31 protein-coding genes are annotated in these 25,221 nt (G+C 64.5%); 16 read left to right on the top strand and 15 right to left on the bottom strand.

Annotation, left to right across the window (positions count from 1 at the left end):
- Positions 1 to 24 precede the first annotated feature (24 nt).
- A complete protein-coding gene (locus tag NMP98_RS18100; protein ID WP_254859249.1) occupies positions 25 to 1,437 on the top strand; it encodes an APC family permease in 1,413 nt (470 codons plus the stop codon).
- A 1-nt stretch (position 1,438) separates the two neighbouring features.
- Complete coding sequence (locus NMP98_RS18095) at positions 1,439 to 2,143, top strand: universal stress protein (RefSeq protein ID WP_254859248.1); 705 nt, start codon at positions 1,439 to 1,441, stop codon at positions 2,141 to 2,143.
- Here the strand turns inward: NMP98_RS18095 and NMP98_RS18090 are convergent, their stop codons facing one another.
- Entirely contained in the window at positions 2,144 to 2,839 is a 696-nt protein-coding gene (locus tag NMP98_RS18090; protein ID WP_254859247.1) for an SDR family NAD(P)-dependent oxidoreductase, read from the bottom strand.
- Between the two features lie 121 nt (positions 2,840 to 2,960).
- Here NMP98_RS18090 and crtID point away from each other — a divergent pair, with 121 nt between their 5' ends.
- The 3 genes from crtID to cruF are packed head-to-tail and all read left to right on the top strand — an operon-like array spanning position 2,961 to position 6,153.
- Positions 2,961 to 4,436 (top strand): bifunctional phytoene desaturase/3,4-desaturase, encoded by a 1,476-nt coding sequence (gene crtID, locus NMP98_RS18085; protein WP_411911624.1) that lies wholly within the window; start codon positions 2,961 to 2,963, stop codon positions 4,434 to 4,436.
- A 15-nt stretch (positions 4,437 to 4,451) separates the two neighbouring features.
- A complete protein-coding gene (locus tag NMP98_RS18080) occupies positions 4,452 to 5,324 on the top strand; it encodes a prenyltransferase (RefSeq protein ID WP_254859245.1) in 873 nt (290 codons plus the stop codon).
- Positions 5,317 to 6,153, top strand: a complete 837-nt coding sequence (gene cruF, locus NMP98_RS18075; protein ID WP_254859244.1) for a bisanhydrobacterioruberin hydratase — start codon at positions 5,317 to 5,319, stop codon at positions 6,151 to 6,153. Before NMP98_RS18080 ends, cruF begins: the two co-directional genes overlap by 8 nt.
- Before the next feature lies 1 nt (position 6,154).
- Here cruF and NMP98_RS18070 read toward each other — a convergent pair whose 3' ends face one another.
- Both NMP98_RS18070 and gcvH read right to left on the bottom strand, forming a co-directional pair.
- Positions 6,155 to 7,108, bottom strand: coding sequence for a phytoene/squalene synthase family protein (locus tag NMP98_RS18070; protein WP_254859243.1), 954 nt, complete (start codon positions 7,106 to 7,108; stop codon positions 6,155 to 6,157).
- A gap of 99 nt (positions 7,109 to 7,207) precedes the next feature.
- On the bottom strand, positions 7,208 to 7,591 hold the full coding sequence (gene gcvH / locus NMP98_RS18065; protein ID WP_254859242.1) for a glycine cleavage system protein GcvH: 384 nt from the start codon (positions 7,589 to 7,591) through the stop codon (positions 7,208 to 7,210).
- A gap of 99 nt (positions 7,592 to 7,690) precedes the next feature.
- Between gcvH and NMP98_RS18060 the strand changes: the two genes are divergently transcribed.
- Positions 7,691 to 7,867, top strand: a complete 177-nt coding sequence (locus tag NMP98_RS18060) for a hypothetical protein (RefSeq protein WP_254859241.1) — start codon at positions 7,691 to 7,693, stop codon at positions 7,865 to 7,867.
- Here NMP98_RS18060 and gcvT read toward each other — a convergent pair whose 3' ends face one another.
- Positions 7,868 to 8,953 (bottom strand): glycine cleavage system aminomethyltransferase GcvT, encoded by a 1,086-nt coding sequence (gene gcvT, locus NMP98_RS18055; RefSeq protein ID WP_254859240.1) that lies wholly within the window; start codon positions 8,951 to 8,953, stop codon positions 7,868 to 7,870.
- Between the two features lie 86 nt (positions 8,954 to 9,039).
- Between gcvT and NMP98_RS18050 the strand changes: the two genes are divergently transcribed.
- From NMP98_RS18050 to NMP98_RS18030, 5 genes are all read left to right on the top strand, one after another.
- Positions 9,040 to 9,480: an NYN domain-containing protein gene (locus NMP98_RS18050; protein ID WP_178917938.1), complete on the top strand. Its 441-nt coding sequence runs from the start codon at positions 9,040 to 9,042 to the stop codon at positions 9,478 to 9,480.
- Positions 9,481 to 9,599: 119 nt separating this feature from the next.
- The gene (locus NMP98_RS18045) at positions 9,600 to 10,805 is read left to right on the top strand and encodes a histidine kinase N-terminal 7TM domain-containing protein (RefSeq protein ID WP_254859239.1); all 1,206 of its coding nucleotides are present in this window, start codon (positions 9,600 to 9,602) and stop codon (positions 10,803 to 10,805) included.
- A 24-nt stretch (positions 10,806 to 10,829) separates the two neighbouring features.
- Positions 10,830 to 11,330 (top strand): sensor histidine kinase, encoded by a 501-nt coding sequence (locus tag NMP98_RS18040; protein WP_254859238.1) that lies wholly within the window; start codon positions 10,830 to 10,832, stop codon positions 11,328 to 11,330.
- Between the two features lie 50 nt (positions 11,331 to 11,380).
- On the top strand, positions 11,381 to 12,217 hold the full coding sequence (locus NMP98_RS18035) for a TatD family hydrolase (protein WP_254859237.1): 837 nt from the start codon (positions 11,381 to 11,383) through the stop codon (positions 12,215 to 12,217).
- A gap of 57 nt (positions 12,218 to 12,274) precedes the next feature.
- Positions 12,275 to 12,853, top strand: a complete 579-nt coding sequence (locus NMP98_RS18030) for a DUF7978 family protein (protein ID WP_254859236.1) — start codon at positions 12,275 to 12,277, stop codon at positions 12,851 to 12,853.
- Here the strand turns inward: NMP98_RS18030 and NMP98_RS18025 are convergent.
- From NMP98_RS18025 to NMP98_RS18000, 6 genes are read right to left on the bottom strand one after another with little or no spacing between them, the layout of a single operon-like run.
- Complete coding sequence (locus NMP98_RS18025; protein ID WP_254859235.1) at positions 12,848 to 13,345, bottom strand: GNAT family N-acetyltransferase; 498 nt, start codon at positions 13,343 to 13,345, stop codon at positions 12,848 to 12,850. The two genes, NMP98_RS18030 and NMP98_RS18025, sit on opposite strands and share 6 nt — an antisense overlap.
- Positions 13,338 to 14,012 carry a metal-dependent hydrolase gene (locus NMP98_RS18020; protein ID WP_254859234.1) on the bottom strand — a complete coding sequence of 225 codons (675 nt, stop codon included), beginning with the start codon at positions 14,010 to 14,012 and terminating at the stop codon, positions 13,338 to 13,340. Before NMP98_RS18020 ends, NMP98_RS18025 begins: the two co-directional genes overlap by 8 nt.
- Positions 14,012 to 14,653 (bottom strand): hypothetical protein, encoded by a 642-nt coding sequence (locus NMP98_RS18015; protein WP_254859233.1) that lies wholly within the window; start codon positions 14,651 to 14,653, stop codon positions 14,012 to 14,014. The genes NMP98_RS18020 and NMP98_RS18015 overlap by 1 nt, the downstream gene beginning before the upstream one ends.
- Before the next feature lie 60 nt (positions 14,654 to 14,713).
- Positions 14,714 to 14,905 carry a helix-turn-helix transcriptional regulator gene (locus tag NMP98_RS18010; protein WP_254859232.1) on the bottom strand — a complete coding sequence of 64 codons (192 nt, stop codon included), beginning with the start codon at positions 14,903 to 14,905 and terminating at the stop codon, positions 14,714 to 14,716.
- Positions 14,902 to 15,303, bottom strand: coding sequence for a DUF2178 domain-containing protein (locus NMP98_RS18005; RefSeq protein ID WP_254859231.1), 402 nt, complete (start codon positions 15,301 to 15,303; stop codon positions 14,902 to 14,904). Before NMP98_RS18005 ends, NMP98_RS18010 begins: the two co-directional genes overlap by 4 nt.
- Positions 15,304 to 15,313: 10 nt before the next feature.
- The gene (locus NMP98_RS18000) at positions 15,314 to 15,727 is read right to left on the bottom strand and encodes a DUF2178 domain-containing protein (RefSeq protein ID WP_254859230.1); all 414 of its coding nucleotides are present in this window, start codon (positions 15,725 to 15,727) and stop codon (positions 15,314 to 15,316) included.
- Positions 15,728 to 15,843: 116 nt separating this feature from the next.
- Between NMP98_RS18000 and NMP98_RS17995 the strand changes: the two genes are divergently transcribed.
- Positions 15,844 to 16,548 carry a helix-turn-helix domain-containing protein gene (locus NMP98_RS17995; protein WP_254859229.1) on the top strand — a complete coding sequence of 235 codons (705 nt, stop codon included), beginning with the start codon at positions 15,844 to 15,846 and terminating at the stop codon, positions 16,546 to 16,548.
- On the opposite strand, the gene NMP98_RS17990 is transcribed toward NMP98_RS17995, so the two are convergent.
- Positions 16,545 to 18,014: an FAD-dependent oxidoreductase gene (locus NMP98_RS17990; RefSeq protein ID WP_254859228.1), complete on the bottom strand. Its 1,470-nt coding sequence runs from the start codon at positions 18,012 to 18,014 to the stop codon at positions 16,545 to 16,547. The two genes, NMP98_RS17995 and NMP98_RS17990, sit on opposite strands and share 4 nt — an antisense overlap.
- 155 nt (positions 18,015 to 18,169) lie before the next feature.
- Between NMP98_RS17990 and NMP98_RS17985 the strand changes: the two genes are divergently transcribed.
- Positions 18,170 to 18,994: an aldo/keto reductase gene (locus NMP98_RS17985; protein ID WP_254861343.1), complete on the top strand. Its 825-nt coding sequence runs from the start codon at positions 18,170 to 18,172 to the stop codon at positions 18,992 to 18,994.
- Between the two features lie 21 nt (positions 18,995 to 19,015).
- Here the strand turns inward: NMP98_RS17985 and NMP98_RS17980 are convergent, their stop codons facing one another.
- The gene (locus NMP98_RS17980; RefSeq protein WP_254859227.1) at positions 19,016 to 19,387 is read right to left on the bottom strand and encodes a 30S ribosomal protein S8e; all 372 of its coding nucleotides are present in this window, start codon (positions 19,385 to 19,387) and stop codon (positions 19,016 to 19,018) included.
- Positions 19,388 to 19,487: 100 nt separating this feature from the next.
- Entirely contained in the window at positions 19,488 to 21,425 is a 1,938-nt protein-coding gene (locus NMP98_RS17975) for an aldehyde ferredoxin oxidoreductase family protein (RefSeq protein WP_254859226.1), read from the bottom strand.
- A gap of 147 nt (positions 21,426 to 21,572) precedes the next feature.
- On the opposite strand from NMP98_RS17975, the gene NMP98_RS17970 reads away from it, so the two are divergent.
- Genes NMP98_RS17970 through NMP98_RS17960 form a run of 3 tightly spaced genes read left to right on the top strand, consistent with a single transcriptional unit; the run spans position 21,573 to position 24,042 of the window.
- The gene (locus NMP98_RS17970; protein WP_254859225.1) at positions 21,573 to 22,478 is read left to right on the top strand and encodes a GIDE domain-containing protein; all 906 of its coding nucleotides are present in this window, start codon (positions 21,573 to 21,575) and stop codon (positions 22,476 to 22,478) included.
- Positions 22,479 to 22,521: 43 nt separating this feature from the next.
- Complete coding sequence (locus NMP98_RS17965) at positions 22,522 to 22,911, top strand: VanZ family protein (protein ID WP_254859224.1); 390 nt, start codon at positions 22,522 to 22,524, stop codon at positions 22,909 to 22,911.
- Between the two features lie 51 nt (positions 22,912 to 22,962).
- A complete protein-coding gene (locus NMP98_RS17960; RefSeq protein WP_254859223.1) occupies positions 22,963 to 24,042 on the top strand; it encodes an archaeosine biosynthesis radical SAM protein RaSEA in 1,080 nt (359 codons plus the stop codon).
- Here NMP98_RS17960 and purQ read toward each other — a convergent pair whose 3' ends face one another.
- Together purQ and purS are read right to left on the bottom strand one after the other, a co-directional pair.
- A complete protein-coding gene (gene purQ / locus NMP98_RS17955) occupies positions 24,043 to 24,717 on the bottom strand; it encodes a phosphoribosylformylglycinamidine synthase I (RefSeq protein WP_254859222.1) in 675 nt (224 codons plus the stop codon).
- Between the two features lie 60 nt (positions 24,718 to 24,777).
- Positions 24,778 to 25,029: a phosphoribosylformylglycinamidine synthase subunit PurS gene (gene purS, locus NMP98_RS17950; protein ID WP_254859221.1), complete on the bottom strand. Its 252-nt coding sequence runs from the start codon at positions 25,027 to 25,029 to the stop codon at positions 24,778 to 24,780.
- Between the last annotated feature and the right edge of the window lie 192 nt (positions 25,030 to 25,221).

Here is a 25,221-nt window from a genome sequence, read left to right as displayed (position 1 = left end):
CCGCTCCTCGTTCGTCGACAGTACATGAGCGGTGAGCCCAGCGGACAGAACATCGAGGGCGAGAGTCCAGTTTCGGAACCCGTCGTCGAAACCGATGAGGCGACGGTCACCGAAAACGCAGAACTCGAACGCACGCTCGGGCTCTCCGGGGGGTTGGCCATCGGTATCGGTACGATGATTGGGGCCGGTATCTTCGTGTTTCCCGGCCTCGCGGCGGGTCGGGCCGGACCCGCGGCGGCGTTGTCGTTTACCATCGGCGCGGTCATCGCGCTGTTGGTCGCACTTCCAACCTCGGAGTTGGCGACGGCGATGCCGAAATCCGGCGGCGGCTACTACTTCATCTCCCGCGGCCTCGGGGCGCTCGCGGGGTCGGTCGTCGGCCTCTCGCTGTGGCTCGGATTGGTCTTTGCGACGGCGTTTTACCTCGTCGGCTTCGGCTACTACGCCGTCGACGCTCTCGGCTTTCTCGGCATCGCCGTCGGAGAGAGCCTCGTCATCCCGATTGCGTTGCTGTTCGGCGCGGGCTTTACGCTCCTGAACGTCACCGGCACCGAAAACGCGGCGAAACTCCAGAACGGCGTCGTCGCGCTGTTGCTGTCGATTCTCGTCGTCTTCCTCGGGTTCGGCATCCTCGACGCCGTCGGTCTCGTCGGCGAACCGACCACGCCGGAACGGTTCGCTCCCTACGGCCCGTTCCCGATTCTGACGACGGCCGCGCTGGTGTTCACCTCGTATCTCGGGTTCGCTCAGGTTGCGACCGTCGCCGGCGAAATGAAAGACCCCGGCCGGAACCTCCCGCTGGCGATGGTCGGGTCGGTAGTCATCGTCGGCGTGTTGTACGTCGTGACCATTTTCGTTGCGACGAGTGCGGTCGGGAGCAACGCGCTGTCGCTGGCGGGCGAGACCGCGATGGTCGATGTCGGCCGAGAACTCCTCGGTCCGGCAGGGGGCTTCGCAATCATCCTTGGCGGCCTGCTGGCGACGATGTCGAGTGCCAACGCCTCGATTCTCTCGACCTCACGGGCCGTCTACGCCGTCTCGAAGGACGCGCTGTTGCCGGGACGTGCGAGTCGTATCAACCTGAAATACGGGACCCCACACGTCGCTTTGGGCATGGCCGGCGGTCCGATTCTCCTCTTGACGGCGACCGGCCGCGTCGAAGTGCTCGCCGAAGTCGCCTCGTTTCTGCACCTCGTCGCCTACGGCCTCATCTGTGTTGCGTTACTCGCGCTCAGACGCGACGAACCGGAGTGGTACGACCCCGACTTTCGGGTCCCCGGCTACCCAGTCGTACCGATAGTCGGCGGCGTGGCGAGTTTCGCGCTCATCCTGTTCATGCAACCGCTTTCGCAGGTACTCGGCTTCCTCATTATGCTTGGTTCCGCCGGGTGGTACTTCTACTATGCACGCGATGTAAAACTCAAGGGGGCACTGTAAGATGACACGAGTACTCATGCCGCTGGCGGTGCTGGAGGGTGAATCGGTCGCCTACGGACTGATGGACCTGCTCGGGACGATGGACGTGACCGTCCTCGGCTATCACGTCCTGCCGGAACAGACGCCAGCCGACCAAGCCCGCGAGCAGTACGAAGAGCGGGCCGTCTCGGGGCTCGAAGACACCACCGAGGAGTTCCGCAAGGCCGGCGGCGCCGCGGACTACCGACTCGTCTTCACCCACGACCGCCAACAGACTATCGAGCGCGTCGCCGACGAAATCGGCACCCGAGCCTATGCGATAAACGGCGCGACCGGTGACGTAAATCGGTTGCTCGTCCCATTGAGCGGCAACGTTGCCGTCGACCGTGTTCTCCAGTTCGTCACGGAACTGGTCGGCGACCGTGACATCGCCATCACGCTGTTTCTCGCCAGCGAATCCGACGGCGCCGACGGCCTGTTACAGCGAAGCGCCCAACGGCTCAGAGATGACGGCATCGACGTGACGACCGAACGCGTCGTCAGCGACCGACCCTTCGAGACGCTAATCGAGGCCGTCCCCAACCACGACGCGGTCGTCGTCGGCGAAGCCGCACCGTCGCTGTCGCAATTCCTGCTGGGCGACGAATCCGAGCGCCTCGCCGCCGCCTCCGTCGGCCCGGTGTTGGTCGTCCGCCGTGAAACCAAAGAAGACGGCGCCGAGGAGTAGTCACCGCATCGCCGCCTTCCACTCCCGTAGCCCGACGACCTCTCCATCGATGGCTTCGGCGTCGGCTTCCGTCGCGGACCACAGAAACATCGGCGCGACGTCGGCGGGGTCTCGTCCCTGCATCCGGTTCGTCAACTCCGTCTGTACCGGCCCCAAATCGAGGACGCCGACGGCTTGCTCCAGTTCGGCGGCGAACTGCCGGGCGACGGCCTCGGCGGTCGCTTTCGACACCGCGTAGGCGCCGAATCCGGGTTTCGCCTCGCGGGCGATAGCGCCCGACGGGACGACGACGCGTGCGTCGTCGGTCAGGTGCGGAACGGCCTCGCGAATCGTCGCGAAGACGCCGCGACCGTTGATGCGGAGCGTGTCGTCGAACGACGAGTACGAAGCCTCCGCCAGCGGCGTCTCGCCGGGAGCGCCGTGGTAGACGCCCGCGTTGGCGACGACGAAGTTGATACCACTGCGCTCGCCGGCCCGCGAGGCGGTTTCCATCAGTCGCTCGACGTCGAACTCGTCGCGAACGTCGGCGCGAACCCCCGTCGCCGCCCCACCGTCGGCTTCGATGGCCTCGACGACCGACTCGACGGCGTCTCCGTCCCGCGCGCACAGCACGACGTGGACGCCCTCCGCTGCGAGCAGTCTCGCGACGGCTTCGCCGACGCCTCGGGACCCACCGGTGACGACTGCAGTGTTCATACCGCACAATAGAGCGGTGCCGACAAGGACGTTTCCCAACCGGTGGTCCGGTCCGCGAGGCCAGCACCATGCCACCGTTCACCACGCCCGTTTTATGGGCGGTCCGCCCCTACGTCAGGACATGTCCACACCCCGCGAGGTTGTCGTCGTCGGCTCCGGGTTCGGCGGCCTCTCGACCGCATGTTATCTCGCCGACGCGGGCTTCGATGTGACGGTCCTCGAAAAGAACGAACAACTGGGGGGACGGGCCTCCCGACTGGAAGCCGACGGCTTCCGGTTCGACATGGGACCGTCGTGGTACCTGATGCCCGACGTATTCGAGCGGTTCTTCGGCCACTTCGGGAAGGAACCCGAGGATTACTACGACCTCAATCGGTTGGACCCCCACTATCGCATCTTCTTCAAGGACGGCGACACCGCCGAGGTGACCTCCGACCGAGAGGCGATGTACGACCTCTTCGAATCCTACGAAACGGGCGCTGGCGACGCCTTAGAGGAGTATCTCGATACCTCCGAAACCCACTACGAGGTGGCGATGGAGCAGTTCGTCTACACCGACCGCCCCCGCCTCCGCGATTGGGTCGACTGGGAGGTGATGAAGGCCGCGCCCATCGGCCTGCAGTTGCTCGGGACGATGGACGACTACGTCGCCGACTACTTCGACAACCCGAAACTCCAGCAGATAATGCAGTACACGCTGGTGTTCCTCGGCGGCGCGCCGTCGAACACGCCCGCGCTGTACAACATGATGGGTCACGTCGATTTCAACCTCGGCGTCTACTACCCCGAAGACGGACTGGGGTCGGTCGTCGACGCCTGCGTCGAGTTGGGCGAAGAACTCGGCGTCGAGTACGTCACCGACGCCGAGGTGTCAGAAATCGTCAACCGCAAGCAGGCGTTCGTCGTCGAGTCCGCCGCCGGCGACTTCGAGGCGGAGTACGTCGTCAGCGACGCCGACTACGCCCACACCGAACAGGAACTGCTCCCGGAACACGAACGCCAGTACGACGCCGACTACTGGGACGACCGCACCTACGCACCGAGTGCCTTCCTGATGTACATGGGCGTCGAGGGCGACGTGGAGCCACTCGAACACCACACGCTCGTCCTCCCGACCGACTGGGACGGCCACTTCGAGCAGATTTTCGAGGACCCGACCTGGCCCGAAGACCCCGCCTACTACCTCTGTGTCCCCTCGAAGACCGACGATAGCGTCGCCCCCGAGGGCCACTCGAACCTCTTTGCGCTCGTCCCCATCGCTCCCGGCCTCGACGACACCGAGGAGGTTCGGACGTGGTACCGCGATGTAATCCTCGACGACATCGCCGAGAACACCGGCGTCGAGTTGCGTGACCGCCTCGTCTTCGAGGAGATATTCTCCGTCTCGGAGTTCGCCGACCGCTACAACAGCCAACAGGGGACGGCACTCGGGATGGCCCACACCCTGAGACAGACCTCGCTGCTCCGACCGCCGCATCGCTCTGAGGCCTGTCCGGGGCTGTACTTCACCGGCTCGTACACCACCCCCGGAATCGGCGTCCCGATGTGTCTCATCAGCGGCCAACACACCGCCGACGCCCTCATCGAGGACGCCTGACGGGACTCGCCGACCATGACCGACCACGCAATCGACCGTCTGCTGCCGAGTGAGGCGACGCCGAGCGGCTACGTCCTCCGGATGTCGCGGCCCCGCTTTTGGTTCTACCTCGCCGGACCGGTCATCGTCGGCGTCGCCTACGCCGCCGACGCACCGTCGGAGTTGTTCGGCCCGCTCGCCGTCGCCCTGTTCGCGTACTTCCTCGTCCCGGCGAACGTGTTCCTCTACGGTGTCAACGATGTATTCGACGCCGACATCGACGAGGCGAACCCGAAGAAAGACGACCGCGAAGTCCGCTATCAGGGCGACCGACTGGTGCCCGTCCTCGTCGTGCTGACGGGGGGGGCCAGCATCCTGTTTCTCCCCACACTTCCGACGGCCGGCGCGGTCGCAATGGTCGGCTTTCTGTTGTTGGCAATCGAGTACAGCGCCCCACCGTTGCGGTTCAAGACAACGCCACTTCTCGACTCGCTGTCGAACGGCCTCTACGTCCTGCCGGGCGTCGTCGCCTACGCCGCCGTCGCCGGAAAGGCGCCGCCGCTTGCCGCCGTCGCCGGCGGCTGGCTGTGGGCGATGGGCATGCACACCTTCTCGGCCATTCCCGACATCGAACCGGACCGCGAGGCCGGCATCGAGACGACGGCGACGCTTCTCGGCGAATCACGAACCTACGCCTACTGCGCGGCGTGTTGGCTCGCCGCGGCCGCCGTCTTCGGGACGGTCCATCCGTTCTTCGCGGCGGTTCTCGGCGTCTATCCCGTCTTCGTCGCCGGCATCGTTGTCGCTGACGTGGCCGTCGACCGCGCCTACTGGTGGTTCCCGGCGCTGAACACGGCCGCCGGGATGGTGCTGACGCTCGCGGCGCTGTGGGTGATGCTGTATGCGTGAGGCCGTCTCCGAGTTCGAACTCCCGCCCCGAGGACGCATCGAAGGCCGTCTCGACGAACTCGTCGACGAGAATCGATTCACCATCGCCGTCGTCTTCCCGGCGCTCGGGGCAGTGACGCTTTTGGCCTCCGCGGAGGGCCTGCTCCCGGAGCCACTCAGTTTCAACCCCTACTTCCTTTTGTTCGGCGTTGCGGTGATGCGGCTGCCACTCGTCGCCGGCCTCGCGCCGGTTCTCACTCGGAAGGCCGCCGTCGGCCTCGCCGCGCTGTGTGGCTACACCTACGCCATCGAGTACGTCGGCGTCACGACGGGCTACCCCTACGGCACCTTCCAGTACGGCGTCGAGTTGGGACCGATGCTCGGCGGGATTCCGGTTGCGCTGCCGCTGTTTTTCCTCCCGCTCGTCGCCAATGCCTACCTACTGTGTCTGTTACTCCTCGGCGACGCCGCCCGGCGGGTCGTCCTCCGGGTCCCTGCCGTCGTCGCCGCCGTCATCGGCATGGACCTCGTTCTCGACCCCGCGGCCGTCTCCATCGGCTTCTGGGCCTACGAAGCCGGCGGCCTCTACTACGGCGTCCCGTGGTCGAACTACGCCGGGTGGTTGTTGTCGGCCGTCGTCGCCGTGGCCGTCCTCGATTACGCCTTCGACCGAAACGCCGTCCTCACTCGACTGGAGGCCTGTCGGTTCATGCTCGACGACCTCGTGAGTTTCGTCATCTTGTGGGGGGGCATCAACGCCTACTTCGGCAACTGGATTCCCGCGACGCTGGCGGTGGGGTACGGCTACGCGCTGTGGAAAACGGACCGCTTCGACTTCCCGGAGCGGTGAGCTATCGCGTCGGGGAGGGCTCGTTCGGTCGGCGCTCTGTGCGGTGGTCGGCCGCCGACGGGACGACACTCACCTTCGCGAACACCGTCTCGGGGTCCTTGCTCCAGAACCAGTGCCACCGAGTGCGTGCGACCAAGGAGAGTTTCCGCCACGTCGACAACGACGGAGTCTCGGTGACGGTGTCGTAGCCCCGCTGTCGCACCAGTCGGTGGTGGTCGGCATAGAGGACGGCCGCGGTCAGGACGGGGAGTTGGCAGTCCCGGGGCAGATACTGGATGCCGGCGACACCCTCGCGGTACAGCCCTTCCGCGCGTCGGAGTTCGTGTTCGATAGCCGCACCGATTTCGTCGGTGAACTGCCGTGCTTCGATGTCGGCGGGGTCGGCACCGTGTCCCTCGAGGGTCTCCCGTGGCAGATAGATGCGGTCGCGGTCGACGATGTCCTCGCCCACATCGCGGATGAAGTTGGTGAGTTGGAACGCCTCGCCGAGCGTTCGGGCGTGGGGAATCGCGGTATCGGGGTCGTCACACTCCATGATGAGCGTCATCATGACGCCGACGGCGGCCGCCGACCCGCGCATGTACGTTTCGAGTTCCTCGTAGGTGTCGTAGCGGGAGGTCTCGATGTCGGCACACATCGCGTCGATGAACACCTCTATTTCCTCGTCGGGAATGTCGTAGGATTCCCGAAGTTCGGAAAACGCCGACAGGACGGGGTCGTCGGTCGGATCGCGGCCGAGAGCCGCCTCACGAATCGAATCGAGTCTGCGGCGCTGTTCGTCGGGCGACATCCCATCGGGATTGTCGACAACCTCGTCGGCGACTCGGAAGAAGGCGTACAACACGTACGTCGCGTGGCGGACACGCTCGGGCAGCAACTTCGTCGCGTAGTAGAAGGTCTTCCCAGTCGCTCTGTGGATGGACTTGCTCTCTGCAAGCTGGGTGTCGTCGACCATTCAGTACATGCTTCATACGGCAGGAACCACCTTATGTGTTTGTACGCGAATTGAAAGAAAGCGGCAGTACGTGGGGGGTTTTGCGGGCGTTTTTCCGGTTTATGCGATTTGGTTTTCGTACTCTGCGGGCGACAACAGCGCGTCGAGTTCAGATTCGTCGTCGAGGGTGACTTCCAGCATCCAGCCGTCGCCGAAGGGGTCCTCGTTGACGAGTTCGGGGGCGTCGAAGAGGTCTTCGTTGACCGAAACTACCTCGCCGGAGACGGGTGCATACAGGTCTGACACCGCCTTGATGGACTCGATGACGCCGAACTCCTCGTCTTTGTCGACCGACTCGTCGACCTCGGGTAACTCGACGAACACCACGTCACCGAGTTCGTCCTGTGCGAAATCCGTGATGCCGATGTGGGCGGTGTCACCGTCGCGGCGGACCCACTCGTGGCTCTCCAGATACCGACAGTCGTCTGGTACGTCGAAGCTCATAGGTGTCGTATCTGTGGTGGGGAATGTAGTGGTATCGACTCAGCGCGGTTCGCGGCCGGAACCGTGCCCGTTATTTTTCGTCGTCCCTGAGGCCCGAGCGTGAACACCCCAGAATCCGACGCTACCGACGAGTCCGACGGCTTGGTGGGGCGCGGATACCGGATTACCGTCGACGAGGGCCGCGAGTCGTTCTTTGCGCTCTCAATCGAGGACCCCGACAGCGACACCGCGTGGCTCATGTCCGACACCGTTCGGTCGCTCGAAGAGATGCGATAATCAGCGACCGTAAAACGGCAGTTCTTCGACTTTCGCCCGTTTCTCACGCCCCCGAACCAACACGTCGATTTCGGTCCCGGGGTCGGCGTGCTCGAGTGGGACGTAACCGAGACCGATGGCATCGCCCAGCGTCGGACTCATCGTCCCGCTCGTGACGGTACCGACGACGTTGCCGTCGACGGTAATGTCGTAGCCGTGACGCGCGATGCCGCGTTCCTGCAGACGGAAGCCGACCAATGTCTCATCGACGCCAGCCTCCGCGACCGCCGCGAGCGCCTCGCGGCCGACGAATTCGGTGTCGAGGTCGACGACGAAGCCGATGTCGGCCTCGTATGGGTTCCGTGGGTTCTCGTCGATGTCGAAGTCCTGCCCGGAGAGCAGAAAGCCCGCCTCCAGTCGGAGCGTATCGCGCGCGCCGAGGCCGCAGGGCTGACACTCCAGTGTCGACCAGACGGCCTCGGAATCGTCGGCGTCGAACAGCAACTCGACGCCGTCTTCGCCGGTGTAGCCGGTCCGAGCGACGAGACAGTCGACGCCGCCCACGTCGCGGTGGGCGACGGTGAACCGCGAGATGTCCTCGGGAGCCTCACACAACTCGCCGAGCAACGAGAGGGCGTCGGGGCCCTGCAGCGCTATCATGCCGTACTCCGTGGTCGCGTTCTCGACGGTGGCGTCGAGGCCCCACTCCTCGCGGTAGGCGACCCAGCGGTCGTGGGCGTCCTCGTCGTGGCCCGCGTTGGGGATGAAGAGGAACGCCGCGTCGTCGGCCTCGGGCAGGCGATAGACGACGGTGTCGTCGATGATGTCGCCGGCCTCGTCGGTGATGGCCGAGTACTGGGCGTCACCGGGGTCGAGCGCCGAGGCGTCGTTGGTGGTCAGGCGGTTCATCAGCTCGGTCGAGTCGGGGCCGGAAACCTCGATTTCGCCCATGTGCGAGACATCGAACTTGCCCGCAGACTCGCGGACGGCCTCGTGTTCGACGGTGATGGAGTCGAACTCGACGGGCATCTCCCAGCCACCGAACTCCGTCAGTTTCGCCTCCGCCGCGGCGTGAGTCTCGCCGAGCGGCGGCGTTCGAAGGGACATACTCGACACCTCGTCGGCCGGGGAGTAAGAAGTTCCCCTCGCCGCCGACCAACACCGATTTCACCACCGACCGCGGAGGGGCCGTCATGGGACTGCTCGACCGTCTTCGCCCACGCTCGACCCGCGTCGGTATCTTCGTCGACGGGCCGAACGTGTTCCGCGAGGAGTTCGACGTCGACCTCGACGAACTCCGGAACATCGCCCGCGGGGAGGGGACGGTCGCCGTCGCCCGCGTCTACGTCGACGAAAACGCCACCGGCGGGCTGATTCAGGCCGCCGAGGCACGGGGGTTCGAGGTGGTGACGACCAGCGGCGACGTGGACGTGAAACTCGCCGTCGACGCCGTCGAGGCCGCCGTCGCCGAGCAAATCGATACGGTCGTCGTCGTCTCCCGAGACACCGACTTCAAGCCCGTGTTGGAGACGGCGTCGAAACGTGGCCTCCGGACGGTCGCCGTCGCGCCGGGAACCCACGGCCGCTCCGATGCCCTTCGGAACGCCGCCCACGACGAAATCACGCTGGGGTGAGGAGTCGAACACCGGACCCGTCTGAAAACGAGTAGCGAGAGAGGGGATTAGAACCGGAGACAGAATCACAGCTAATAGTGACAATACCAGTTATATAAGTGGCTATTTTGAAGCCATATATGGATGGTTTCCAATTCCATCTGCCGCTTATTCTCATCGTATTAGCAACTTCGGTTGGAGTACTAACGACCGCCTACGCCACCTATTATCTCAACAAGTATGAGCGAACCAAACAGGTCATAGCGTTTACCGTTTTGTCATTTAGTATAACAGTTTGGACGTTTTTCGCGCTGTTACAGTTAACTGCGACCACGTTTGAGCGGTCCTATTGGGCGTACAAAATGCTCCACTTCGGGTCTTTCACCACCGCACCCGCGGTGCTCTTGTACGGGCTCTCGGTGGGAGACGCACGCCGATGGGTAAATGGGAAGACAGTCTCCGTTATCGCGGTGTTGTTGTTGCCGGTGTTCGTCTTGTTGTTCACCGACCCTGTTCCCATCCTGTTTGAAAATCCCGGTCTTACCCCGTTCGGCGCGTTTTCAGTCATTGCACACGGAAACGGGGTCATCTACGTCTCGTATCTCTCGGCGTTCTACATCATAGCGACAATCGGACTGTCCTACATCGTCTACCAGACGTGGTCCGACCCGAGTCTCAGCCCGCGCCAGACGGCGATTCTCGTCCCTGCCATCTTCGCCCCGATGCTTTTGTCCGTCGCTCAGACGTTCTCACTCCTTCCGTTCGAGACGCCGGGAACGATTTTGACGCCCGCCTCGTTTTCCGTCGGCATGGCAGGAGTTGGCTACGCAGCGTTCCGCTACGAGACGTTCGACACGAAAGCGTTAGCCCGCTCTCGGACGATCGAAAATATGAGTGAGGGGTATTTGCTCGTGAACACTAATGGAAGAATTATCGATGCTAATCAGAGTGCCCGGTCGTTGCTCGACGTTGCGGCACCACTCGCTGGGATGCAGGTTTCAGAGCTGTTCGATACCAGAGATGAGCAGATGCTGAGAGAGGCAGAGAACACACCACCATTCGAGGTGCAACTCGGGACGAACACCGAAACACGGACTCTTGAGATATCAGCCTCCAATTTTACGAGTGAAATCGAGCAGACGCTTGGGACGTTATTCGTGATACGCGACATTACGACGCGGAAAAAGGCCCAACAGCAGTTACAAGAGCAACGCGACAACCTCGACATCCTGAATCAGGTTTTGCGTCACGATATTCGGAACGACCTGCAGTTGGTGACCGGGTACGGCGATGTTCTGACCGACCACGTCGACGAGGATGGGGCTGAGCATCTCGATACGTTATGAGAAAGCGCTAACCATGCAGTTGAGTTGACCAAGACGGCACGTGATATGGCCGACGTGATGCTCTCACGAGAAGACGCACAACAACAGAATCGGGTCAACCTCCGCAACACCCTCAAGCGTGAACTCGACAAGGTCGAATCCGAGTATCCAGACGCAGACGTGGTAGTCGAGGGGTCGCTACCAGCAGTGCAGATTCAGGCCAACCGGATGTTAAATTCGGTGTTCCAGAACCTCCTCTCAAATGCGATTCAACATAATGATAAAGCCACACCGGAGCTTTCGGTGTCGGCGGCGGCCTGCGACGAGCGGGCTACCGTCTGTATTGCGGACAACGGTCCGGGGGTGCCCGATGGACAGAAAGAAGAAATCTTTGGGAAGGGTGAGAAAGGACTCGACAGTTCCGGGACGGGACTTGGCCTCTACCTCGTCCAGCACCTGGTCACTCACTACGGCGGTGAAGTATGGGTCGAGGACAACGATCCAGAAGGTGCCGTGTTCGTCGTCGAGTTGCCGCTGGTTAATTAACAGCTCCACGGAGCGGACTCCTTTTGACGCCCCCAATACAACGCACACCCATGTACAACGGCCCGATTCTCGACAATCACCTCCATCTCGACCCGGTAAACGGCCGCGGCGCCGAGGCCGCCGCGGAGTTCGCCGAGGTCGGCGGGACGCATCTGAACGTTCTGAACAAGCCATCGTGGCACCTCGTCGGCGAGGTCGACGACGCCGAGGGCTTCCGGGAGACGTTCGATATCACCGTCGAGGTGACCCGGGAGGCCGACGAGACACTCCCCGGGAAAGCGTGGCCCGTTCTCGGGGTCCATCCGGCGTTGATATCCCAACTCGTCGACCGCGGCTACGACGCCGAGGCGGCCGCCGAACTGATGAAGACCGGCATCGACGTGGCCGCCGAGTACGTCGCCGAGGGACCGGCGCTGGCCATCAAATCCGGCCGGCCGCACTACGACGTGAGCGACGCGGTCTGGGCGGCCTCCAACGACGTGATGCGTCACGCTTTCGCCCGCGGTGCAGAGGTCGGCTGTGCCGTCCAACTACACACCGAAGGCGGCGAGGCGTTCACGGAGGTGACCGAGTGGGCCGAAGCCGAGGGCCTGCCCCGCGAGCAGGTGGTCAAACACTACTCGAACGGCTACGTTGAGGGGCCGATTCCGAGCGTCATCTGCGACAAGGACGAACTCGAACGGGCCTGTGGCGGCGACTGGCCGTTCTTCATGGAGACGGACTTCATCGACGACCCCGACCGCCCGGGCGCGGTCATGGGGCCGAAGACCGTCCCCAGACGCACCGAGTGGCTCGCCGAGGAGGGCTACTCCGAGGCGCTGTACCGGACTCACGTCGAAACTCCAGCGCGAGTGTACGGCGTCGACACCGAGGCGACACTCCAGTAGTCCGTCCTTCATGAGGCCACAAATTTATTCATACAGCGGCGTGTCGGAAGAACTGATATGTCGTCCAACATCGATGCTGACAGCCTTCCACTGGTCCCCGGTGCCCTCGCGGGTGTCGCCGCGTGGGTCCTCGGATACGTGTTCACGTACCTGCTGGTGAGTTCCGACCTCCGCGAGTCGGGGCTGAACCAGTTCGCCCAGGCGTTCGGCGACGGTGACGCAACGTACGAACTCGTCGGCTGGGTGTTCTTCAACTCCCACTTCGCCGAGACGGTCATCGACGCCGGCTTCTTCGGCGACACGACGAGCTTCATCGGCGGCGAGAACGGCTTCACCGCCCTCCTCTACGTCATTCCGGTCGCGTTGATACTGGCCTCCGGCCTCGCTATCGGGCGATATCAGGGCGTCACAGACATCAACGACGGCGCCATCGCCGGCGCGCTCGTCGTCCCGGGGTATCTGATACTCTCGATAGTCGGCGCGTTCCTGTTCCGCGTCGAGGCCGGCGGCGCGAGCGGTCAACCCGACCTCCTGCCCGCAATCATCCTCGCCGGCATCGTCTACCCCGTCGTCTTCGGCGCCATCGGCGGCGCCATCGCCTCCGTGACGGCCGAAGACGACTCCAGCGGCCTATAGCTCTCGGGCGACGATTTCGCCCCACGGCTCGAATCCCAACTTCTCGTAGAAGGCGTAGGCCCGCTCGTTGTCCGGGTCCACGTCGAGTAACAGCCGCTCCAGCGGGAGGTCCTGTTCGGTCGCGAGGTCGACGGCGGCCTCCAGCAGCGCCTCGGCGACGCCGCTGCCACGATACGCCGCGTCGAGATACAGTTCGTTGACGACGGCGGCGTCCCAGACGAAGGCGAGTCGCTCGGGAAGGACGAAGACGTAGCCGACCGCCTCGCCGTCGGCGACCGCCAGCGTCACACAGCGCTCGTCGTCGGCGACACAGCGGTCGACCCACGCCAGCCACTCGCGTCGATACTCGTCGGTGAGTTTGGACTCGTAGGTGGCGGCCTTCTCGTCGCCGCCTTCGGCACCGAGTCCGGTCTCGAAAGCCCGCTTCAGTTTCCACAGCGACTCTCGGTCGGCGCCGGGGTCGTACGGCCGGAGGGTCGGCTCCTCAGTCATCGTCCCGTTCCGACGGGAGCGGCGACTGTAGCTTCTTCGCGACGAGCGTGAACGCACCGAGGACGATGAGATACAACTGCCACCCCTGGACCGCGATGGGCGCCCGGCGGTCGACGCCATCCGGCTCGGGGTCCGGCGAGGGGTCGACCGGACTGGAGACGTGGGTGTTTCCGGTCGTCCCGCCCTGTCCGGCGTCGACCGACTGTTGGCCCGTCTCGGGGTCGGTCGTCACCTCGATGAACGTCTGGGTGAACCCCTCGGCCGTCGAGAAGAACGCTTCGCCGTCGAGATTGAAGAAGCGGTCCGTAATCGGGTAAAAGAGGTTGATTCCGTCGAGATGCGACCAATCGAACAGCATGTGAGCGAAGGTGTGGACGAACAGTCCGACCCACACGAGCCGGACGCCGCGGGCACCGAAACGCTCGCGGAGCCACGACGACTCCCGCGTCGTGTCCCACAACAGGACCGGCGCGGCCACGGCGGTAAACACGAGGTTGTGCAACAGCGCCCGGTGGGCGCCGTCGAGGAACCATCCCGCGAACGTGTCGATTTCCGGCGCGAGGACGACGGCGAGGACGAACACGAGCGCCCGCCGGTCGTAGGACTCCCCGAGGAGGCCGACCGCGAGGCAGAACGCGACCGCGGCGTGAACGACGGTCGACGGCATCAATCACTCCCTCCATCGAGCAGTCGTTTCGCGGGCGCGGCGGCCGCCGCGATGATGACAACGACGAGTTGCCACCCGGAGTCGACGAACCGGAGGCGGCGGACTACGTCGCCGTCAGCACCCGACGAGGGATTGAGCCACGTCTCGACGCGGTGGGTTTCGGTCGTTCCGGGCGAGGTCACTTCCAGCCAGCCGTCGCCCCACTCGACGTACGTCTGGACGATTCCCTCCTGTGTCGAGAGGACGAGTTTGCCCGTAATCGAGTAGTACCGGTCCGACAGCGGGTACAACACTGCGGCGCTGTCGATGTTGAACAAATCGAGACCGATGCCGGCGACGGCGTAGGCTGCGACGGCGACCCATGCGACGCGGACGCCGTACCAGCCGTAACGCTGGCGGAGCCACGACGACTCTCGACGTTCGGTGTCGTAGTAGAGCGCGACGGCGGCGGCCGCCGGAACGAACGCGGAGTGCAACAGGGCGTTGGTCACACCAGAAGCGAGGAGGCTAGCCGCAGCGTCGAGGTTCGGAAGTGCGGCCGCGAGCGCGACGAGGGCCAGCGACCGCCGGTCGAAGGCCGGGCCGAGCAGCGCGACACCGATGAGGACGCCGACGGCGACGGTGACGAGAGTCGGCGGCATTACCGGTCGGTACGGCCGAGAGGGCTTAAGTTCGCGGCCGGGGCGACGGTTGGAGCGCGGTCACTCCGGTTCGAAAATGTCCTCGATAGCACAGTCGAAGTGCGCGGCGAGGGCGAAGGCCAACTCCAGGGAGGGGTCGTACCGTTCGCGCTCGATGGCGTTGATGGTCTGTCTCGTCACGTCGACGGCCGCCGCGAGGTCGGCTTGACTCTCGCCGCGTTCGGCGCGGCGCTCCTTGAGGTTGTTTTTCATCGGTATCGGTGGTAGCCGAGCGCGAGCAGGTAGACGGCGTAGACGGCGGCAGTCGCGAAGGCGACCGCGGTGCTGGCCGGCCCCCACGAGAACTGCCCGGTCGCGGACAGCGCGACGAGCGAGGGGTAGACGATGGCCGACAGCCAGCCGAAAAGGGTCAGCGTCGTCCCGGCGGCCTTACGGGCGATGGCGTCGTCGCGTTCGTCGAACAGTCGCACGTCGGTGACGGCCGGCAGCGAAAACACCGCCACCAGTCCGAGAGCGTAGACGGCGATGCCGACGAACGGTACCTCGAAGACCACCCCGAAAGCGAGGGCGAGCGCAGCAAGCAGGGTGACTCCGAACGTCGTGCGTCTGTACGTCGTGGGGTCGAACCGTGTCGTAGTAGTGGAGTTCATCGTTGAAGGGTCAAGAGCGGATGCGAACTGCGATGGAGGCGACCATGTAGACGCCGAACATCGCGCCGTAGCCGTACAGCGCGCCGAGGGCGAGTGACGGAACTTCGTAACCGGCATCGAGAACCGCCGGGAGTGCCGGACCGACGAGTATCAACACCGCACCGATAACGCCGAAGGTGGTCCTCATCGCCTCGGCTTCCAGTGCCTCGTGTCGTTCGTCGTACAGCGTGACCGAGCTGCCCTTCCAGACGCCGAGGAATCCGAGGAAGCCGACCCAGTAGATACCGAGGGCGGCCAGCGGTGCGTCTACTCGAAGGCCAGCGATGTAGCCGACGAATCCGACGGCCAGAAACCCGTACATCGCGATTCGATACCGGCGTGGACTGGAGGACCGATTCGTCGTTGGGGACGTGTTCGCTGTCATGGGTGAAGGGTGTAAAGCATCTCTTCCGTAAAGTTCGCTCTACAGTAAAGCATACTTTACACATTCACTTAATTCCTTCGGGCAGCCTTATGCCCCATCGTCCACTCCCTCCGGGCATGCGCGATCCACGGGAGGAACTCGCCGAGCGCATCGCTGGCGAGGTGACGCTTTCGGAAGACCCCGGCGCGACCATACGGAAGTGGCGCGAGGAGTTCGACGTAGCACAGACGACGCTCGCCGACGAACTCGACGTGTCCGCGTCGGTCGTCTCCGACTACGAGAGCGGCCGTCGGGAGAACCCGGGAATCGGCGTCGTTCGGCGTGTCGTCGAGGGACTGCTCGCCGTCGACGAGCGCCGCGGCGGCGACCGCGTCCGTCAACACGCCCGCGTCATCTCCGCTGGCTTCGACTCCGACGTGGTGTACGACCTCCGGGAGTACTCGGTGACGGTGTCGACTGACCGACTGTACCGCGCCATCGATGCCGAAGAAGTCGTCGCCGGGCGGGCCGACACCGTCGCCGGCCACACCGTCATCAACAGCGTCGAGGCCATCAAACGACTCTCCAGCGAGGAGTTCTATCGCCTGTACGGCCAGTCGACGAACCGAGCGCTCGTGTTCACGAACGTCACGCGCGGGGAGTCGCCGCTGGTCGCGTTGCGGGTGGTCACACCGACGCCCTCTGCGGTCGTCCTTCACGGCCTCGACGACGAGGACCTCTGGGAACACGCCCCGGCACTCGCGCAAGCCGACGGCGTCTCGCTTGCGACGACGACGAAACCGCTGGAAGAACTGCTCGATTCTTTGCGGGAGTTCCCCTAATCGGTCGAGGAGGGGACCGCCGTCTGACCCGCGTCGTCGTCGCTTTCAGCGCCGGCATCGGCCGTCTCCGCGTCGTCGGTCGGCTCGGCGTCCGCCTCGTCGGCGTCGGCTTCGGACTCCTCGGCCGCTTCGGCCCGCGGGAAGTTGTCGATGGTCGCCGCCCGGAACGCTTCCTCGTCGAAGGTGTAGTCGGCGTCGAGGAACTCGACGACCTGTTCGGTGTCACGCATCGCGTTCTTTAGACACGTCGAAGCGCCCGGCGAGGGCGTGATGTTGAAGATGATGTCCTCCTCGACGAGTTTCGCCTCGCCCATGTCGAGGGACTTCCGCTCGGTGTCGACGATTTGCGGTCGGACGCCGCCGTAGCCCTCCGCTCGTTCGATGTCGTCGAGTTCGACGCCGGGGACGACCTTCTGCACGTTCGGCAGGAACGCGCGCTTGCCGACCTCCGGGATGTCGTAGACGAGGTTCCGGAGCACGTACGGCAACAGGACGCGGTCCGAGAGGATGTTCGCGTAACTCAGCGCCGAGGCCGGTCGGAGCCCGAACACGTCGAAGAAGTCGCTCACCGTCGAGAAGCGACCCCGTTCCAGCGTCGGCACCAACTTCGCCGTCGGGCCGAACCGCGTGACGCCGTCGTCGTGAACGTCGGCGTCACCGTGGACCGCGGCGAAGGGAAGTTTCTTCATCTGGAGGGTGTACACCTTCCCGTTCAGGAGGTCGTCGGCGAGGAAGAAACTCCCCGCGACCGGCAAAAGCGAGAGGTGTTCGCCGTAGCCCATCTCTTGGGCGAACTGAAGGCTGTGGGACCCGGCGGCGACGACCGTCGCCTCGGATTCGAACCAGCCGTCGTCGGTCTCGACGAGGAATCCCTCATCGGTCTCGTTTATCTCCTCGACTTCGGTGCCGGTGTAGACGTCGACGCCGGCCTCCTCGCGGGCGGCCTCGACGAACGACTTCGTCGTCTGTCCGTAGTCGACGGTGTAGCCGTCCGGCGTCTGGAGGGCGAGCATCTCCTTGTCGGGGTCCCGACCCTCGACGACGGCCGGTTCGAGGTCCGCAATCTCGTCGCGCCCGATGGCACGCAGTTTCGGATAGAGGTCGCCGAAGCCCTCCTCGTAGTAGCGGTCTTCGAGTTCCTCGACTTCCTCGTCGCCGACGGCGAGCACCATCTTGCTCCGCTTGCTGTACATCTCCCGGTCGGGGTCGACCGCTTCCAGATACCCCGCAAGCAACTCCGCGCCTTCCTTTACTTCCTCGGCCTTCTCGAGGGTGTAGTTGGTCTCGATGTCCCCGAAGTGAAGCGTCTGGGAGTTGTTTGTGTGATGGGAGTTGATGGCCGCAAGGTCCTCCTCCTTTTCGAGAAGCGCGACGCGCTCTACGTCCGTGAACTTCGAGACAGTGTACAGCAACGATGCCCCGCTGATTCCGCCGCCGACGATGAGTAAGTCGTATTCTTCTGGCATAGGTGGTCCTCGTGTTGGTCGTTCTCGTTCGGAGTGAGCGAGGACTCCCACTTAATCCTCCCCGTACGTCGCCGCGCATGCGTGTGGTTTTCACCCACTATACCGGCGCACGTCGAGAGCCGTATCTATACAACCGCGGCGGCCGTATGGCCATCATGGAGTTCACGACCGTCCGAAGTGTCGACGTGCCCGCTGTCGGCCTCGGGACGTGGCGACTCACCGGCGAGACCTGTCGAGAGGCGGTCCACACCGCCCTCGACGTCGGCTATCGCCACATCGACACCGCACAGGCCTACGGCAACGAACGGCAGGTCGGAAACGCCCTCCGGGACAGCAGCGTCGACCGCAACGAGGTGTTCCTCGCGACCAAACTGGAGACGAAGAATCGAGGCTACGAGGACGTACTCCGCTCGACCGAGGAGAGCCTCGCGAAACTCGGCACCGACTACGTCGATTTGCTGTTGGTTCACCACCCCAACGTCACCACGCCGCTTCGGGACACTCTGGCTGCAATGAACGAACTCGTCGATGCCGGGAAGGTCCGCCATCTCGGCGTTTCGAACTTCGACGTCGACGGCCTCGACGACGCCCGCCGACTCTCCGAACACGGAATCCTCACGAATCAGGTCCAGTACAACCCCTACTGGAGCCAGGGCGAACTGCTGGACTACTGCCGGATTCACGACGTGCTGTTGACGGCGTACTCGCCGCTTGCCCACGGCGGCGTCCTCGACGACCCGGTGCTCGCAGAAATCGCCGCACGACACGACAAATCGCCCGCACAGGTGGCGATTCGTTGGCTCCTCCAACAACCGAACGTCGCCACCGTGCCGAAGGCGACGAGTCGCGACCACCTCGAATCGAACCTCGACGTGTTCGATTTCGAACTCACCGACGACGAAATGAACCGCATCCGCCAGCCCTCGAAACTCCGGGCGCTGTCGGGGATGGTGAAGTCGCGACTCCGGGAGTTGGCGTAGCCGGAAAAACGCGTTCGGTCGTTACTCGACGAGAACGGCGTTGACCTGCCCGTCCTGACCGGGGCGGGAGGTGACGCGGGCGCGTCCCGCGGAGGTCTCGATGATGGCGCCCTTCGTGATGATGTTCCGTCGGACGTAGTTGGGGTTCGAGGGGTTCTCGACGACGTCCTCGATGTCTGCGGCGACGGCGCCGTCGTCGGTGGCGACGCTGGCGACGGTCTTGGCGATGGCGCGAACCTTCGTGTTGCCGCCGTGAGTCTCTGCGACTTTCAGTTTCTCCTCGCCGACACGGGTCTCCGTCGGGGAGGAACCCATCTCGTGTTTGCGCTTCTTGCGAACGGCGCGGCGTCGGCCGCCCGTCCGTTTCTTCGTGGACCGCGCGTGGCTCTTCATACCCTATCGGTGCCCTGCCGCGTACTTGAACCCCTCGGCTTGAACTCGCCGGAGAAACCGGCCGCTCGGCGTGTCGCGAAAAAAAAGACGAATCTCGGAGTTAGTCGTCGGCGGGAGCGGCCGAATCGCCGGCCGAGACGCCGGTTCCCGGGCCGATGTCGATGTTCAACTCCTCGAGTTTCTCATCGGGGACGACGCCGTCGACCCAGCCGCGAACCTCGTAGTACTCCTCTTTGAGCTTATCGAGTTCGACGAGACTGCCCTCGACACCACCCTGTCCGGGCACGGCGTCCTCGTGGCCCTCGACGAACCGGCCCGGCAGGTCGTCGTCGGACCCGTCGAAGCCGTTGAGGTTGTTGTAGTACCGTTCGAGGGTGTAGATGCGCTCGCCAGCCTGCATCAACTCCTCTTCGCCGACATCGCGGCCCGTCATGCCGTTGTACTGCATGACGTACTCCTCGATACCTTCCGCGAAGGCGTTGAACTTGCAGATGTCGAACGAATCCGAAATCGAGTGCATGTCCTGGAACAGTACCGTCAACTCGCCTTTGCCTTCCCACTCGATGGGGTCGACCTTCTCGGGAATCCCCAGAATCTCCGCGGCCGGCGTGTAGCCGCGCAGGTGACACGCGCCGCGGTTCGAGGTGGCATACGCGATAGCCATCCCCTTCATACAGCGCGGGTCGTAGGCCGCCATCGTCTGTCCCTTCACGGCGAGGGTGTTGTCGTGGGCGTCCCGGCGTTCGGCGACGCGGCGTGGCCCCTCAGCGAGCAGGTCCGGCAGCCCCTCCTCGCGGTGGGCGATTCGGCTAATCATCTCGACGATGGCCTCGGAGTCGCCCCAGTCGATGGTTTCGAGGTCGTCGAGTTTGCCCTCCTCGGACATCTCCATGGCCATCGCCATCATGTTGCCCGTGTCGATGGTGTCGATACCGTGGTCGTTACAGCGCTGGAGCATCAGCGCGATTTCGTCGCGGTCGGTGTGCCCGGAGTTCGGCCCGAGTGCCCACGCCGATTCGTACTCGTAGGACTCGGTGCGGACGTTCAACTCCTCGCCTTTGTGCATCACGTCGACTTCGACTTCCTTCTTGCAGGCGACGGGACAGGAGTGACAGGTCGGTTCGTCGACGAGGATGTTCTCGCGGACGTTCTCCCCGGAGACCTTCTCGGAGTCGAAGTCGTCGCCGCCGTAGCCGTCGTTGCGGGCGTCGGCTGTCGAGGTGTACTTGCCGTTCTTCGACGGCAACCCGGACATCTCCTCGGTCGCGTTCATCAGGACGTTCGTCCCGTACAGCGAAAGCCCGCCCTCGTTGGGGGCAGTCACGTCCGATTCGGTGATGACCTCCATGGCCTGTTTGTGGCCTTTCTTGAACGTCTCCTCGTCCGCCGGTTTGGGCATCTTCGTCGAGGATTTGACGACGACGGCCTTGAGGTTCTTCGACCCCATCACACAGCCGGTGCCGCCGCGACCGGATGCCCGGTCGTCCTCGTTCATGATACAGGCGTACTTGACACCGTTCTCGCCGGCTTCACCGATTCCCATCACGGAGAGGTTCTTGCCATAAGACCCCTCGACTTCCTCTTCGAGGGCATCACGCGTGTCGTGGAAGCCCTGTCCCCAGAGGTGTGAGGCATCCCGGAGTTCGACTTCGCCGTCCTCGACGACGGCATACACCGGTTCGTCGGCCTTGCCTTCGAACAGCAGGCCGTCGAAGCCGGCCCACTTGAGGCGAGCGCCGGACCACCCGCCGTGGTGGGAGTCCGTAACCGTACCCGTCAGCGGTGATTTCGTACAGATGGCGATACGGCCGCTCATCGTCACCTGCGTGCCGGTTAGCGGGCCGTTCATGAACGCAAGTAGGTTCTCCGGCCCCTCGGGGTCGACGTCCGGCCCCTGCTCGAAGACGTACTTGACACCCAATCCGCGCGCGCCGATGTACTTCTCCGCGTCCTCCTGGTCGATGCTCTCGTAGTCGACGCTCCCCTCCGAGAGGTCGACCCGAGCTACGTTGTCGTGGAAACCGCCTAAGTCTGTCATAGTAACGAGTTACACTTGCTAGTGGTTCGCAACCGGTGTAATACTTGCCACAGCGACATAACCACAATCGGTTACGGCAATTATACATCGCGGTCCCGAACGGCGTTTCCGGGGGAGTATTTTGTCCGTCGGGGTCGGACAGTCGGTATGGCCGCGCTGGTTGAGTGGTACGTCTTCGGGGTCGTCCTCCTGTTCGTCGCGGTGTTCGCCGTCGCGGGGTACTACGACGCCGAATCCAGCGGCGACATCATCGAGCAGCGGACCGGCACGCCGACAACGTGGTACATGACGGCCGGATTCCTCGGCGTCATCGCGGCCGGCATCATCGCCCTGTACGGCTCACTACCGGAGGGGTTCGGCGGACGGGGCGACGCCTTCGCCCTGTTGGTACACGTCGCCCCGCTCGTCGTCGGCTGTGGCGCCCTCGCCGTCGCCGTCGACAACGGCCTCGTCGTCCTCCGACTGGTCCGTGCGAAGGCGGCCAACACCGATGATATCGTCCGTCAGGCGGGCACGAAACGAATCGCAGTTACGGGACTCGTCGAAGAAACACCCGGAACGTCGCCCGTGTTCGGCCGGCAGGCGGCTTGTTGGACGTGGTCGCTGGAACTCGGCTGGGACGACCGCGACATCGGCTGGCAGACCGACCAGGTCGGCTCCGGCGGCGTCCCGTTCGCCCTCGACGACGGCACTGGAGCGGTGACCGTCGACCCCCGAGAGGCGCACATCGAGTTGTACGGCGGCCGCAGGCAGGTGTACGACGCCGACGACGCCCAACCCGGTTCCGTCGGCTCGAACCTCCGGTCGTCCATCGGCGGCGACCGATACAGATACGAGGAGGCGGTCGCCGCCGAGGGTCGAGAACTGACCGTCCTCGGCGAGGTCGATACGGGCGGAACGCTCGACGCCGACCGAGTCATCGACGCCGGCACCGACGACGTGACGCTGCGTTACGCCGGCCGAAGCGGGGCTCTCACGGTCGGCGGCGTCCTCGCGGTGTATCTCGGCGTCCGCCTGACCGCCGCCTACTTCGGCACGCCGCTGCCCTTTTGAGTCGGACCGCACCGTTGAAGTCCGGGGCCGGACACCTACGGCCGTGCCCACTTCGTTGCCTCCCGCGCCGCGGTCGCTGCGGTACGTCGGCGTCCTCGCGTGTGCTGCCGTCATCCTCTATGCCTCGGTTCTGAACCCCGGCAAGGGCACCCCGGAGACGCTGTTCGGCGTCGGCGTGACGGTGTATCTCCATGTCCTCGCTTACGCGGGCTTTGCGGGCGCGGTCGGCTACGCGCTGTTGGCTGCCGACCGCCGGGCGCTTCTCGTCGCGGCCGGTGTCTCGGTGCTGTACGGCGCCGGCGTCGAACTCGTCCAGAGCTTTCTCTCCTATCGGACGATGAGTGCCTTCGACGCACTCGTCAACGCCGGCGGCGCGTCCATCGGGGCGGCGCTGTGGTGGCTGGTCGCGCCGTGGTTCGGTGCCGAGCGGTAGCCCCGCGCCACAGACGACACCGCTTTAGGCGCGCGTCGGCTACGCCCGCCAATGAGTCAGCCGAGTCCCGACGCACACGAGCAAGGTCGGGGGATGGACGCACACAACGAGGTGATGCGGGAGATACGGGGCCGCAACGACGCGACCTACGATCCCACGGAGCCGACGCGGGTGTGGCTCGACGAGGACAACACCCCAGACGGTGTCGTCCAGTCGCTCACCATCATCCTCAACACCGGCGGCTGTCGGTGGGCACGCGCCGGCGGGTGTACGATGTGTGGCTACGTCGCCGAGAGCGTCGAGGGCGGCAGCGTCGGCCACGAGAACCTGATGACCCAAATCGAGCACTGTCTGGACCACGAAGCCGAAAACGCCGACGACGAAACGGCGGACCTCATCAAAATCTATACCTCCGGGTCGTTCCTCGACGAGCGGGAAGTGCCTGCCGAGACCCGCCGCGCCATCGCCGAGACCTTCGGCGACCGCGACCGCATCGTCGTCGAGTCCCTCCCCGATTTCGTCGACCGCGAGAAACTCCGTGATTTCACCGAACAGGGGCTGGAAACCGACGTTGCGGTCGGTCTCGAAACCGCGACCGACCGCGTCCGTCACGACGCCGTCAACAAGTACTTCGACTTCTCGGAGTTCGAGGCCGCCTGCGAAGAGGCACGGGCGGCGGGAGCGGGCGTCAAAGCGTATCTCCTGATGAAGCCGCCGTTCCTCGCCGAACCCGACGCCGTCGAGGACATGAAGCGCTCGGTTCGGCGCTGTGCCGCCGTCGAGGGCTGTCACACCGTCTCGATGAACCCCTGTAACGTCCAGCGCTACACGATGGTCGAGGAGCTGTTCCACGACGGCGGCTACCGGCCGCCGTGGCTGTGGTCGGTGTGTGACGTGCTCGAATCGACCGCGGATGTGGATGCCATCGTCGTCTCCGACCCGGTCGGTCACGGGTCGGACCGCGGCCCGCACAACTGCGGGGAGTGTGACGACCTCGTCCAGCGCGCCATCAAGGACTTCGACCTCAGACAGGACCCCTCGGTGTTCGAGGAAGTGTCATGTGAGTGTGAGGCGACCTGGGAGTACGTGATGGCAGAGGAGACGACGTACAACCAGCCGCTGGTGCGGTAGTTACTGAAAGCCGAGAAGGACGCCCTGTCCGTCCGTCGGGCCGATGTCGGGCAGCGACGCCCGCTCGGGGTGAGGCATCAACACGGCGACGTTGTCGTCGGCGCCGAGGACGCCCGCGACGTTCTCTTTCGACCCGTTGGGATTGGCCTCGTCGGTGACGTTGCCGTCGGCGTCACAGTACCGGAACAGCACCCGGTTCTCGTCGTTCAGCGTTTCGAGGTGGTCGTCGGGGACCTCGAAGCGTCCCTCGCCGTGTGCGATGGGAACCTCGATGACCTCGCCTTCCTCGAAGGCTTCGGTCCACGGCGTCTCGGCGTTCTCGACGCGCAGGTAGACGGGTTCACACTGGAAGCGGGCGCTCCGGTTGGTCGTGAACGCGCCGGGGGTCAGCCCACCCTCGGAGCCGATTTGGGCGCCGTTGCAGACGCCGAGGACGGGCGTCCCCTCCTCGGCCGCCGCCCGAATTTCGTCCATGATGGGCGCACGGGCGGCCATCGCGCCGGCCCGGAGGTAGTCGCCGTAGGAGAACCCGCCAGGAATGACGATACCCGAGGAGTCCGCCGGGAGGCCGTCGTCGTGCCAGACGATTTCGGCGTCGATGCCGAGATGCTCCAGCGCACGGAGGGCGTCGCGGTCGCAGTTCGACCCACCGAATCGGATGATGGCGACGGTCACAGCGACCACCTCGTGTGGGAGCAGAGCGTCGCTATCGGATTGAGAGAGACGGTCATCGAGTTATGCTTCGGCGACCTCGACCGTGTAGTCGTGGATGGTCGGGTTCGCCAGCAGGCGTTCAGCCATCTCGGTGGCGCGGGCCTCGGCGTCGTCGGCGTCGGCGGCGTCGAGGTCGACCTCGAAGCGGTCGGCAGACCGGAGGTCGTCCAACTCGAACCCGAGCCGTTCCAGCGCCTGTTGGGTCGTTTCGGCCTCGGGGTCGAGGACGCCCCGCTTCAGCCGGACGGTGACGGTCGCGGTGTAGGCGGTCATACGCGAAGTGGCGTGTTCGTGCGTGAAAACGGTTGTGTATCCGAATCGGTATGCACGTTTGTGCATTGTTCTGCCGCTGGTCGACCGTCGACTCGCCACAACCGGCGTCAGCGGGAGCACACGTACGGAACGTCGCCCTTTTGAGAACCCGCCTCTCAGGCGGTAGTATGACTGCTGCCACCACGTGGAGGT

The organism is Natronomonas gomsonensis (assembly GCF_024300825.1).
Classification (GTDB): Archaea; Halobacteriota; Halobacteria; order Halobacteriales; family Haloarculaceae; genus Natronomonas; species Natronomonas gomsonensis.
The sequence above is the reverse complement of the archived record's forward strand: the minus strand, read 5'-3'. Positions and strand labels throughout refer to the sequence as shown.